Origin of the sequence: Erwinia rhapontici (assembly GCF_020683125.1) — a bacterium.
Lineage (GTDB): Bacteria > Pseudomonadota > Gammaproteobacteria > Enterobacterales > Enterobacteriaceae > Erwinia > Erwinia rhapontici.
Genome location: NZ_CP085627.1, coordinates 3,828,100 through 3,841,156, shown reverse-complemented (window position 1 = coordinate 3,841,156; position 13,057 = coordinate 3,828,100). Strand labels below are relative to the sequence as shown.

Genomic DNA, 13,057 nt, shown 5'->3' with positions numbered 1-13,057 from the left:
AAAATTTGAGGGATGACCTCATTTAATCTCCAGTAGCAATTTGACCTGATAGGGGGAAATTATGCGTCTGGATCGTCTTACTAACAAATTTCAGCTGGCTCTGGCTGATGCTCAATCTCTGGCCCTCGGCCGTGACAATCAATTCATCGAACCTTTGCATCTGATGAGCGCATTGCTCAATCAGGATGGCGGATCCGTTCGTCCTTTACTGACCGCTGCCGGTGTTGATGTCGCTTCACTGCGTACCAACATTGAACAGGCACTCACCCGTTTACCGCAGGTCGAAGGCACCGAGGGTGATGTTCAACCTTCTGCGGACCTGGTACGGGTGCTTAACCTGTGTGACAAACTGGCGCAAAAACGTGCCGACAACTTTATTTCATCCGAATTATTCGTTCTGGCGGCGCTCGACTCGCGTGGTTCTCTGGCAGATTTACTCAAATCTGCGGGGGTCACCAGCGATAAGCTGACGAAAGCGATCGATCAGATGCGTGGAGGCGATAGCGTGAACGACCAGGGAGCTGAAGATCAGCGCCAGGCATTAAAAAAATACACCATCGATCTGACCGAGCGCGCGGAGCTGGGTAAACTTGACCCGGTTATTGGCCGTGACGAAGAAATTCGCCGTACGATTCAGGTCTTGCAGCGCCGTACTAAAAATAACCCGGTACTGATCGGTGAACCTGGTGTTGGTAAAACCGCCATCGTTGAAGGCCTCGCGCAGCGCATCATTAATGGTGAAGTGCCCGAAGGTCTGAAAGGCCGCCGGGTACTGGCACTTGATATGGGGGCGCTGGTGGCGGGTGCCAAATATCGTGGTGAATTTGAAGAGCGCCTGAAAGCGGTTCTCAGCGATCTGTCGAAACAGGAAGGCAATGTCATTCTGTTTATTGACGAGTTGCACACCATGGTCGGTGCCGGTAAGGCTGATGGCGCGATGGATGCGGGCAACATGCTGAAACCTGCACTGGCGCGAGGTGAACTGCACTGCGTGGGTGCCACCACCCTGGACGAATATCGCCAGTATATAGAAAAAGATGCTGCGCTGGAGAGACGCTTCCAGAAGGTCTTTGTTGCTGAACCGAGTGTGGAAGATACCATCGCGATCCTGCGTGGGCTGAAAGAGCGTTATGAGCTGCATCACCATGTGCAGATTACTGACCCTGCTATCGTGGCAGCGGCGACTTTATCGCATCGCTACATTTCCGACCGTAAGTTACCGGATAAGGCGATTGACCTGATTGATGAGGCTGCGTCGAGTATTCGTATGCAGATCGACTCGAAGCCAGAGTCTCTTGACCGACTTGAGCGACGTATCATTCAGCTGAAACTGGAACAGCAGGCGCTGAAGAAAGAGTCTGATGACGCCAGTATCAAACGGCTGGAGATGCTGGAAACTGAGCTGAACCAGAAAGAGCGTGAATACTCAGAACTGGAAGAAGAGTGGAAAGCTGAAAAAGCGGAGCTCTCTGGTACTCAGCATATTAAAGCTGAGTTAGAACAGGCGAAGCTGGCCATGGAGCAGGCGCGTCGTCAGGGAGACCTCGGGCAGATGTCCGAGTTGCAATACGGGAAAATTCCAGAGCTGGAAAAACAGCTTGCTGCCGCAACGCAGACCGAAGGTAAAACCATGCGGCTGCTGCGTAACCGTGTTACCGATGTTGAAATTGCTGATGTGTTAGCGCGTTGGACTGGTATTCCTGTCGACCGCATGATGGAAGGTGAGCGTGACAAGTTACTGCGTATGGAGCAGGAGTTGCATACGCGGGTGATTGGTCAGAATGAGGCCGTGGAAGCGGTATCGAATGCGATTCGTCGCAGCCGTGCTGGCCTGGCCGATCCGAATCGCCCGATTGGTTCGTTCCTGTTCCTTGGGCCAACCGGGGTAGGGAAAACTGAGTTGTGTAAGGCATTGGCTAACTTTATGTTCGACAGCGATGACGCGATGGTGCGTATCGATATGTCCGAGTTTATGGAAAAACACTCAGTGTCTCGTCTCGTCGGGGCACCTCCGGGCTATGTCGGTTATGAAGAAGGGGGCTATCTGACCGAGGCGGTTCGCCGCAGACCTTACTCTGTCATCCTTCTGGATGAAGTAGAAAAGGCGCATCCGGATGTGTTTAACATCCTGTTGCAGGTGCTGGATGATGGTCGTCTTACTGACGGGCAGGGCAGGACGGTCGATTTCCGTAATACGGTGGTGATCATGACATCGAACCTGGGGTCTGATTTGATCCAGGAACGCTTCGGTGCATTGAGCTACGGTGAGATGAAAGAACTGGTGTTGTCGGTTGTCAGCCAGAACTTCCGTCCGGAGTTCATTAACCGTATCGATGAACTGGTCGTGTTCCATCCGCTGGGTGAGCAACATATTGCGTCTATTGCACGCATCCAGCTTGCACGCCTGTATCAGCGTCTGGACGATCGTGGGTATGCTCTGCATATCTCTGAAGCTGCGCTGCAGAAGCTGGGTGAAAATGGTTATGACCCAGTCTATGGGGCAAGGCCACTGAAACGTGCAATTCAGCAGCAAATTGAGAACCCGCTGGCACAGCAGATACTTTCTGGTGCGCTGGTTCCGGGGAAAACCATAGAAATGGATGTGCAGGATGGCGTAATCGTCGTACATCAGTAATCACGGTAAGTAACAGAAATGGGCCTTTGGCCCATTTCTGTTTATTAAAGCAGCATAAATCGAGGTCAAAGGCGGGTTTTGCATGAAAAATAAGCATGTGAAAAGTTTTTTGCAATTAGCCCTTGTCACTCTCCAGAAAATCCCTATACTGCGCCTCCACTGACACGGAACAACGGCTTACAAGTCAACGTGTCAGGAGGTTCAGGAAGCATCTGAACCGCCGGAAAAACTTCTCAAAAAGAAGTTGACTCCGAAGGAGGAAAGCGTAATATACGCCACCTCGCAACAGGAAGCTTCGGCACTGATTGCACCGCTCTTTAACAATTTATCAGACAATCTGTGTGGGCACTCGCAGGATTGATATCAGTCACCTCCGGGTGACAAAAAAATATCAAGTCTTAAGAGTGAACACATAATGAAATTCATTATGACGTTTTACACTTGAGCATCGCTGCACTTGTTGCAGCAAATCGAACTTTTAATTGAAGAGTTTGATCATGGCTCAGATTGAACGCTGGCGGCAGGCCTAACACATGCAAGTCGAACGGTAGCACAGGGGAGCTTGCTCCTTGGGTGACGAGTGGCGGACGGGTGAGTAATGCCTGGGAAACTGCCCGATGGAGGGGGATAACTACTGGAAACGGTAGCTAATACCGCATAACGTCTTCGGACCAAAGTGGGGGACCTTCGGGCCTCACACCATCGGATGTGCCCAGGTGGGATTAGCTAGTAGGTGGGGTAATGGCTCACCTAGGCGACGATCCCTAGCTGGTCTGAGAGGATGACCAGCCACACTGGAACTGAGACACGGTCCAGACTCCTACGGGAGGCAGCAGTGGGGAATATTGCACAATGGGCGCAAGCCTGATGCAGCCATGCCGCGTGTATGAAGAAGGCCTTCGGGTTGTAAAGTACTTTCAGTGGGGAGGAAGGCGATGAGGTTAATAGCTTCGTCGATTGACGTTACCCGCAGAAGAAGCACCGGCTAACTCCGTGCCAGCAGCCGCGGTAATACGGAGGGTGCAAGCGTTAATCGGAATTACTGGGCGTAAAGCGCACGCAGGCGGTCTGTCAAGTCGGATGTGAAATCCCCGGGCTCAACCTGGGAACTGCATTCGAAACTGGCAGACTAGAGTCTTGTAGAGGGGGGTAGAATTCCAGGTGTAGCGGTGAAATGCGTAGAGATCTGGAGGAATACCGGTGGCGAAGGCGGCCCCCTGGACAAAGACTGACGCTCAGGTGCGAAAGCGTGGGGAGCAAACAGGATTAGATACCCTGGTAGTCCACGCCGTAAACGATGTCGACTTGGAGGTTGTGCCCTTGAGGCGTGGCTTCCGGAGCTAACGCGTTAAGTCGACCGCCTGGGGAGTACGGCCGCAAGGTTAAAACTCAAATGAATTGACGGGGGCCCGCACAAGCGGTGGAGCATGTGGTTTAATTCGATGCAACGCGAAGAACCTTACCTGGCCTTGACATCCACGGAATTCGGCAGAGATGCCTTAGTGCCTTCGGGAACCGTGAGACAGGTGCTGCATGGCTGTCGTCAGCTCGTGTTGTGAAATGTTGGGTTAAGTCCCGCAACGAGCGCAACCCTTATCCTTTGTTGCCAGCGAGTAATGTCGGGAACTCAAAGGAGACTGCCGGTGATAAACCGGAGGAAGGTGGGGATGACGTCAAGTCATCATGGCCCTTACGGCCAGGGCTACACACGTGCTACAATGGCGCATACAAAGAGAAGCGACCTCGCGAGAGCAAGCGGACCTCATAAAGTGCGTCGTAGTCCGGATCGGAGTCTGCAACTCGACTCCGTGAAGTCGGAATCGCTAGTAATCGTAGATCAGAATGCTACGGTGAATACGTTCCCGGGCCTTGTACACACCGCCCGTCACACCATGGGAGTGGGTTGCAAAAGAAGTAGGTAGCTTAACCTTCGGGAGGGCGCTTACCACTTTGTGATTCATGACTGGGGTGAAGTCGTAACAAGGTAACCGTAGGGGAACCTGCGGTTGGATCACCTCCTTACCTGAAGATACCTTCCCGCGTAGTGTCCACACAGATTGTCTGATGAAAAAGTAACGAGCAGAAAAACCTCTACAGGCTTGTAGCTCAGGTGGTTAGAGCGCACCCCTGATAAGGGTGAGGTCGGTGGTTCAAGTCCACTCAGGCCTACCAAATTTGCACTCATGCGGCGTTATGCATTCGGTCGTTTACCAAAGTAAACTTCCCTCCTGCATGCCTTGCCTGAGCACAAATTACATTTCTTCGCTGGAATGTAATGGTAGTAAAAGGTTTCTGTAAGACTGTATGGGGCTATAGCTCAGCTGGGAGAGCGCCTGCCTTGCACGCAGGAGGTCAGCGGTTCGATCCCGCTTAGCTCCACCATACTGTTTTTCTAAATAAAATACTTCAGAGTGTGCTGGATAACAGTATGCTGCGAAGTATTATGCTCTTTAACAATCCGGAACAAGCTGAAAATTGAAACGACATGTCGTTTTCATTCTCCGTAATAAGAATGAAATTAACGATATGTTCGAGTCTCTCAAATGCTTACAACAGCAATGTGTTCTTCGGGACGCTTGTGGGTTGTGAGGTTAAGCGACTAAGCGTACACGGTGGATGCCTAGGCAGTCAGAGGCGATGAAGGGCGTGCTAATCTGCGATAAGCGTCGGTAAGGTGATATGAACCGCAACAACCGACGATACCCGAATGGGGAAACCCAGTGTGTTTCGACACACTATCATGTCATGAATACATAGTGGCATGAGGCGAACCGGGGGAACTGAAACATCTAAGTACCCCGAGGAAAAGAAATCAACCGAGATTCCCCCAGTAGCGGCGAGCGAACGGGGAACAGCCCAGAACCTGAATCAGTTTGTGCATTAGTGGAAGCGTCTGGAAAGTCGCAGGGTACAGGGTGATACTCCCGTACACAAAAATGCACCTACTGTGAGTTCGATGAGTAGGGCGGGACACGTGACATCCTGTCTGAATATGGGGGGACCATCCTCCAAGGCTAAATACTCCTGACTGACCGATAGTGAACCAGTACCGTGAGGGAAAGGCGAAAAGAACCCCGGCGAGGGGAGTGAAACAGAACCTGAAACCGTGTACGTACAAGCAGTGGGAGCCTACTTGTTAGGTGACTGCGTACCTTTTGTATAATGGGTCAGCGACTTATATTCTGTAGCAAGGTTAACCGTATAGGGGAGCCGCAGGGAAACCGAGTCTTAACTGGGCGTTAAGTTGCAGGGTATAGACCCGAAACCCGGTGATCTAGCCATGGGCAGGTTGAAGGTTGGGTAACACTAACTGGAGGACCGAACCGACTAATGTTGAAAAATTAGCGGATGACTTGTGGCTGGGGGTGAAAGGCCAATCAAACCGGGAGATAGCTGGTTCTCCCCGAAAGCTATTTAGGTAGCGCCTCGTGAACTCATCTTCGGGGGTAGAGCACTGTTTCGGCTAGGGGGCCATCCCGGCTTACCAACCCGATGCAAACTGCGAATACCGAAGAATGTTATCACGGGAGACACACGGCGGGTGCTAACGTCCGTCGTGAAGAGGGAAACAACCCAGACCGCCAGCTAAGGTCCCAAAGTCATGGTTAAGTGGGAAACGATGTGGGAAGGCACAGACAGCCAGGATGTTGGCTTAGAAGCAGCCATCATTTAAAGAAAGCGTAATAGCTCACTGGTCGAGTCGGCCTGCGCGGAAGATGTAACGGGGCTAAACCATGCACCGAAGCTGCGGCAGCGATACGCAAGTATTGTTGGGTAGGGGAGCGTTCTGTAAGCCGTCGAAGGTGAACTGTGAGGTTTGCTGGAGGTATCAGAAGTGCGAATGCTGACATAAGTAACGATAAAGCGGGTGAAAAGCCCGCTCGCCGGAAGACCAAGGGTTCCTGTCCAACGTTAATCGGGGCAGGGTGAGTCGACCCCTAAGGCGAGGCCGAAAGGCGTAGTCGATGGGAAACAGGTTAATATTCCTGTACTCGGTGTTACTGCGAAGGGGGGACGGAGAAGGCTATGTTAGCCGGGCGACGGTTGTCCCGGTTTAAGCGTGTAGGCTTGAGTTCCAGGCAAATCCGGAACTCTTTAAGGCTGAGGCGTGATGACGAGGCACTACGGTGCTGAAGTAACAAATGCCCTGCTTCCAGGAAAAGCCTCTAAGCATCAGGTAACATTGAATCGTACCCCAAACCGACACAGGTGGTCAGGTAGAGAATACCAAGGCGCTTGAGAGAACTCGGGTGAAGGAACTAGGCAAAATGGTGCCGTAACTTCGGGAGAAGGCACGCTGTCGGTAGGTGAAGGGACTTGCTCCTGGAGCTGAAGGCAGTCGAAGATACCAGCTGGCTGCAACTGTTTATTAAAAACACAGCACTGTGCAAACACGAAAGTGGACGTATACGGTGTGACGCCTGCCCGGTGCCGGAAGGTTAATTGATGGGGTTATCCGCAAGGAGAAGCTCTTGATCGAAGCCCCGGTAAACGGCGGCCGTAACTATAACGGTCCTAAGGTAGCGAAATTCCTTGTCGGGTAAGTTCCGACCTGCACGAATGGCGTAATGATGGCCAGGCTGTCTCCACCCGAGACTCAGTGAAATTGAACTCGCTGTGAAGATGCAGTGTACCCGCGGCAAGACGGAAAGACCCCGTGAACCTTTACTACAGCTTGACACTGAACATTGAGCCTTGATGTGTAGGATAGGTGGGAGGCTTTGAAGCGTGGACGCCAGTCTGCGTGGAGCCAACCTTGAAATACCACCCTTTAACGTTTGATGTTCTAACCTGGCGCCGTGATCCGGCGTGGGGACAGTGTCTGGTGGGTAGTTTGACTGGGGCGGTCTCCTCCTAAAGAGTAACGGAGGAGCACGAAGGTTAGCTAATCACGGTCGGACATCGTGAGGTTAGTGCAATGGCATAAGCTAGCTTGACTGCGAGAGTGACGGCTCGAGCAGGTGCGAAAGCAGGTCATAGTGATCCGGTGGTTCTGAATGGAAGGGCCATCGCTCAACGGATAAAAGGTACTCCGGGGATAACAGGCTGATACCGCCCAAGAGTTCATATCGACGGCGGTGTTTGGCACCTCGATGTCGGCTCATCACATCCTGGGGCTGAAGTAGGTCCCAAGGGTACGGCTGTTCGCCGTTTAAAGTGGTACGCGAGCTGGGTTTAGAACGTCGTGAGACAGTTCGGTCCCTATCTGCCGTGGGCGCTGGAGAATTGAGAGGGGTTGCTCCTAGTACGAGAGGACCGGAGTGAACGCACCACTGGTGTTCGGGTTGTCATGCCAATGGCATTGCCCGGTAGCTAAGTGCGGAAAAGATAAGCGCTGAAAGCATCTAAGCGCGAAACTTGCCTCGAGATGAATTCTCCCTGGGTCCTTGAGACCCCTGAAGGGACGTTGAAGACTACGACGTTGATAGGCCGGGTGTGTAAGCGCAGCGATGCGTTGAGCTAACCGGTACTAATGACCCGTGAGGCTTAACCTTACAACGCCAGAAGCGTTCTGGTGGCGTTAGAGAGACGCAAAAGAGATTTTCAGCTTGTTACCGGAATTAAGTCCGAAGGATTTTGCGCTGTGACAAGGCGGCCAGTGAAGTGAGGGAAGGAGCATACATAAGTATGTGACTGAGCTTACGAGCGCAGGCAACGCAGTCAGAGCACAAAAGACACAGGACAGAGCACAAAGAATTTGCCTGGCGGCTTTAGCGCGGTGGTCCCACCTGACCCCATGCCGAACTCAGAAGTGAAACGCCGTAGCGCCGATGGTAGTGTGGGGTCTCCCCATGCGAGAGTAGGGAACTGCCAGGCATCAAACGAAGAAAGAACCCCGACCGAAAGGCCGGGGTTTTTTTGTGCTTTGAATCTGGCGATAATCGTCGATCTGACACGAAATAGTCTGAAGCTGTCACTACTGACCCAGGTTCCATAATGCATAGCCGGTGGCAGCACCGGCGACATCCCAGCTAAAATCCTTCCAGCTCCAGCCGCTTCCACCCTCTCTGCTATCGTACAGCTCTTTTACCGCGCCGAGGCTAATCGCAAACATCACCCCGAAGCTGCCGCTATGGCCTTCACGCCAGTTTTGATGTTCTCCATAGGCGCTTCCGGCGGCAGAAAGAAAAGCGGATGAGAGAAAATGCTGGGCTTTATCACGCCCGGTCCACTCATCCTGGGCCATATGAGTACAGCCACTGCAAAATAGTACGGCAGACAGCAGGCAGATACGCATACATCCTCCCATAAAAAAGCCCCGGCTGAGCGGGGCGCGAAAACAGAGGCAGATTAGAGAATACGGCTGATTAACCGGTCAATACGAATACGTCGTAAGCGGCGGATAAGTTTACGAACTTTCACCGGATAATCTGCAATGCTTTCCAGATCGTGGAAATGCTGCACGGTGGTGGTATGTTCACGGATCAGGTTCAGCTCGTGATCGCGCTGCGCGGTCAGTTGCTGGAGGGGATCGTGGATCAGTACAGCATTTTCCAGATCCAGGCGCCAGGCGCGCGGATTCAGGTTATTCCCCGTGACCATCATCCATTCGTCATCAACCCACAGCCCTTTGAGGTGGTAGCTATTCTCACCATCTTTCCACAAGCGTACGGTGAGTTGCCCACTGTTGACATAATACTGTAAGCGGCTAAGGAAACGACGCAGGTTAATTTCATACAGATAAGGCAGCGCGCCGATGATCTTGAATGGCTGATCTTCCGGGATATAGAAATCGTTCGCTGTTTTGTCGCCAACAATAATTTCGACATCCTTACCCTGTCGCAACAGATAGATAATGTTACGCACCAGAATAGCGGGGAGATTGAAGTAGGGCGTACAGATCGTCAGCTTCTGCTCGGCGCAGGGCATCAGATGATAGATGGTTTTGTTCAACAGGCTACGTTTACCGAGGCCAACCAGAGGCGTAACCGCCAGCTCTTCGTTGTTGGCATCCCCGTTAAACTGGTAGTCGAAGCCACGCAAATCCTGACGGAATTGCCGGGTTTCGTTTTTTATTTCCGGGCTTTTTGGCCGCTCATACTGGTCAAGACGATTGACCGCTTCCGCCTGGATCAGATTGTTTTCAATCCAGTCAAACATGGTATCTGCCAGCGTGCGATTACCGATCAACTGGTAGCGGTCATAGCGATATCTGTCTTGCTGATGCAGATACACATCGTTAAAACTGGCCCCGGTATACAGCACGGTATCATCAATGATGGAGCCCTTCAGGTGTAAAACACCGAGTGCTTCACGCGTATTGACCGGGATACCATAGACTGGAATCGCCAGACCGGGGTGTTGAGCCGCCATGTCACAATACCAGTCGGCATTGGTTGCTCCGGCCGCCGCGCCGATGCGCCCACGCTGTGCACGATGCCAGTCGACCAGAACGCGAATATCCAGTTCAGGGCGCTGCTGTTTTGCTGCATAAAGTGCAGACAGGATGGCGCGACCACCCTCATCATTTTCCAGATAGAGGGCCACTATGCAGATACGCCGTGTGGCAGACGCAATTTTTTCCAGCAGCGTTTCGCGAAATTCTGCGGGTGAATACAGCGTGGTGAAATCAGCAACTGACTGAGCTATTTTAGGCAGTTGCGCAAGGTGCTGTTGGTGTTTATTGCGTTTAAATTTTGACAACATCACAGTGCGTTTCTTCTCTGTTCATAGAATGGCCTTTTGCCATAAAATCATGACCCTAACCGCGAATAATACCACTAGTTGGTCATGATGCTATCAGATTTACTTTTCGTCGCCTGTGTGAGCGTTTTGCAACAGCAGTGACAGGCCGACAATGCCATCTTCAAGTTGGATATCGATGGCAAAACCCAGCTTACGTGCCAGAGTGACCATACCTCTGTTACCCGGCATGGTAATGCCGTTCAACTGCTGTAAACCATGCTGCCGGGTATAGATGATCATCTTTTCCAGCAGACGCCTGCCGAGGCCAAGTCCTTTCAAATCTGAGCGTACCAATACTGAAAATTCGGCGTCAATGTTATCGGCATCAGAGATGGCACGGGTCACGCCGATGATCTCATCCTGCCCCTGATGCTGACGTACTGCGACAATCGCCATTTCACGATCGTAGTCGATCTGCGTCATGTTAGCCAAATCGTCATGGGTGAACTCGTTGATCTCACTAAAATAGCGGTAGTAAAGATCTTCTTTCGTTACCTGAGCAATAAACTGCTGCAGCAGCGGTTCATCCTCCGGGAGAATAGGCCGGAACAGACACTGCTGGCCATTTTTTAACTGCACGGCCTCTTCCAGTTCATGAGGATAAGGGCGGATCGCCAGCCTGCCTTCGGCATCTCCGTTGAACTCAGCCAGCTGGAGCGTCACATCCAGCAGAGTAAATTCATCATGACTGGCCAGTAACGGATGAATATCCAGCCGCACGATTTCCGGGCAGTCAACCACCATGTTGGATACCCTGACCAGCACCTGGCTCAGGCCCACAATATCCAGTGGATGAAGCGCGCTGCGGCCACGTATTTTTCCCTTCTTAATGGCCTGAATCACCAGATAGCGCGCCAGGGTCATATTCAGCGGCGGCAGGGCGATAACCGCTTGCTTGTCGGCATGCCAGGTCACTCCGCCTTCTCCCAGCATAATCACCGGCCCGAACAGCGGGTCCTGCTCTACCACGATGCGCAGTTCCTGCGCTCCGGCACGGTTCGCCATGCTTTGTACCAGCAATCCCTGGATGCGAGCCTGCGGCCAGGCGAGCTGCACGCGATCGATAATGGCTTCGGCAGCCTGTTGTACCTCGTCCGGGGTACGCAGATATAACATCACCCCCTGCACCTCAGATTTATGCGGAATATCCGGCGAGCGCAGTTTCAGCGCTACCGGATAGCCAATCTGCCCGGCGATCTGCACGGCTTCTGCGCTGTCGCTGGCAATCCAGGTGGGAAGTGTGGTCAGGCCGAAGGCTTGCAGAATAGGCTGAACTTCATGCGTATCCAGCGAGGTGGCACCGTCTTTTAATGCCTGATGGATCAAACGATGTGCATCGGTGGTATTTGCGGTCAGGTTGGCGGGCAATGCAGGCGTTTCACGTAGCTGTTTCTGGTTACGGCGGTACTCCACCATATGCATAAAGGCCGTCACCGTCCCTTCGGGGGTGCGATACGTTGGAATACCGGCATCATTAAACAGACGACGTGCGTCCAGTGATGAATACTCACCACACCAGTTGGTCAGCAAGGTGAGCTGTTTACCGCGCGGATGCTGTTTCACCAGGGCGATAATCTTCTGGGCCGTTAGTGTCGGCGGTGCGACTGCGCTGGGCGCATGAATGATCAAAATGGCATCCAGGTCATGGCTGGAGAGCAGCAGGGACAATGCCTGTAAATAGTGCTCCGGGGTGGCATCATCTTTCAGATCGAGCGGGTTACCTGGCGTGACACCTTCCGGGAGCAGTGAGGCCATTTCAGTGAGTAAAGACTCACTCAGCGTAGCAAGCTTACCGTTACGGGCATAGAGTGCATCCAGTGCCAGTGCCGCCGGTGCCGCACCGTTACTGATGATCATCAACCGCTCCCCACGTAGTGGGCGCATATGGCTGAGTGTCTCCACCGCGGAGAACAGTTCATGGGTATCCTGCACACGCAATAGACCCGCACGTTGAATGGCGGCATCCCAGGCGGCGTCCATCCCACCGTGGGTTTTCAGTAACTTTTGGGCATGGGGGCTGCGGCCACTTTTAATCACCAGAATCGGCTTATTACGCGAAGCGCTACGGGCGGCTGAAACAAAACGACGGGCATCGCTGAGATGCTCAAGGTACAACAAAATGGCGCTGGTTTTCCCGTCTCTCGCCAGGAAGTCCAGCAGATCATCGGCATCAATATCCAGGCTGTCACCTAACGCGATAAACCAGGAGAAACCCAGTTGTCGCTGTTGCGCCCAGTCAAGAATGGTATTGGACACCGCCGCAGACTGGGAAATAAAGGCCAGCTTGCCAGGGGTAATAGGCACCGGGGAGAAGCTGGCATTCAGCCCCTGCCACGGCGCAAGCAAACCCAGGCTATTAGGGCCAAGGAGTCGAATTTGCCAGCGGCTGGCACAGGCTTTCAGTTCAGCAAGCTGCTCGGCAGGAGCAGAGAGAATGATACAGGCTTTACAGCCACGTTCGCCCAGTGCCGTGAGCAGCTCAAGATTGCGTTTTGCATGGGTGCAGATAATGGCGAGATCGGGAGAGAGTGGCAGGCTGGGAATATCAGGCCATGCCAGCACACCACAAACCGCCTGATATTTGGGCGTTACCGGGAGTACCGGCCCACTGAATCCCCCGGCCAGCAGGTTACGCATCATCAGATAGCCGGCACGTTCAGGCCGGGTGGAGGCACCGATCACCGCAATGGATTTCGGTTTAAGCAGGGCTTCTAATCCTCGTTGACTCATCTCCGC

Annotated in this window: 4 protein-coding genes, 2 tRNA genes and 3 rRNA genes; 6 read left to right on the top strand and 3 right to left on the bottom strand. The window is 52.9% G+C overall.

The features are described from left to right. Nucleotides 1-61 precede the first annotated feature (61 nt). The 6 genes from clpB (at nt 62) to rrf (ending at nt 8,452) form a co-directional block, all read left to right on the top strand. Nucleotides 62-2,635, top strand: a complete 2,574-nt coding sequence (gene clpB, locus LJN55_RS17765; protein WP_227534962.1) for an ATP-dependent chaperone ClpB — start codon at nt 62-64, stop codon at nt 2,633-2,635. 479 nt (nt 2,636-3,114) lie between these two features. Continuing rightward, nucleotides 3,115-4,657, top strand: a 16S ribosomal RNA gene (locus tag LJN55_RS17760). Nucleotides 4,658-4,730: 73 nt separating this feature from the next. Next, nucleotides 4,731-4,807, top strand: a tRNA-Ile gene (locus tag LJN55_RS17755). A 134-nt stretch (nt 4,808-4,941) separates the two neighbouring features. Further along, nucleotides 4,942-5,017: transfer RNA gene (locus LJN55_RS17750), tRNA-Ala, on the top strand. 207 nt (nt 5,018-5,224) lie between these two features. Further along, nucleotides 5,225-8,130, top strand: a 23S ribosomal RNA gene (locus tag LJN55_RS17745). Between the two features lie 206 nt (nt 8,131-8,336). Then, nucleotides 8,337-8,452, top strand: a 5S ribosomal RNA gene (gene rrf / locus LJN55_RS17740). The 16S, 23S and 5S rRNA genes sit together here with 2 tRNA genes alongside, the layout of an rRNA operon. 100 nt (nt 8,453-8,552) lie before the next feature. On the opposite strand, the gene LJN55_RS17735 is transcribed toward rrf, so the two are convergent. The 3 genes from LJN55_RS17735 to LJN55_RS17720 all read right to left on the bottom strand — a co-directional run bounded on the left by LJN55_RS17735 (nt 8,553) and on the right by LJN55_RS17720 (nt 13,051). After that, nucleotides 8,553-8,873 carry a YfiM family lipoprotein gene (locus tag LJN55_RS17735; protein WP_133845787.1) on the bottom strand — a complete coding sequence of 107 codons (321 nt, stop codon included), beginning with the start codon at nt 8,871-8,873 and terminating at the stop codon, nt 8,553-8,555. 53 nt (nt 8,874-8,926) lie between these two features. Further along, nucleotides 8,927-10,282: a CDP-diacylglycerol--serine O-phosphatidyltransferase gene (pssA, locus tag LJN55_RS17730; protein WP_133845963.1), complete on the bottom strand. Its 1,356-nt coding sequence runs from the start codon at nt 10,280-10,282 to the stop codon at nt 8,927-8,929. A gap of 99 nt (nt 10,283-10,381) precedes the next feature. Then, nucleotides 10,382-13,051, bottom strand: coding sequence for a bifunctional acetate--CoA ligase family protein/GNAT family N-acetyltransferase (locus tag LJN55_RS17720; protein ID WP_227534961.1), 2,670 nt, complete (start codon nt 13,049-13,051; stop codon nt 10,382-10,384). Between the last annotated feature and the right edge of the window lie 6 nt (nt 13,052-13,057).

Excerpts from the sequence above, each read along its gene's own strand:
- clpB (WP_227534962.1), top strand. The coding sequence starts at position 62 with ATGCGTCTGGATCGTCTTACTAACAAATTTCAGCTGGCTCTGGCTGAT.
- LJN55_RS17735 (WP_133845787.1), bottom strand. The coding sequence starts at position 8,873 with ATGCGTATCTGCCTGCTGTCTGCCGTACTATTTTGCAGTGGCTGTACT.
- pssA (WP_133845963.1), bottom strand. The coding sequence starts at position 10,282 with ATGTTGTCAAAATTTAAACGCAATAAACACCAACAGCACCTTGCGCAA.
- LJN55_RS17720 (WP_227534961.1), bottom strand. The coding sequence starts at position 13,051 with ATGAGTCAACGAGGATTAGAAGCCCTGCTTAAACCGAAATCCATTGCG.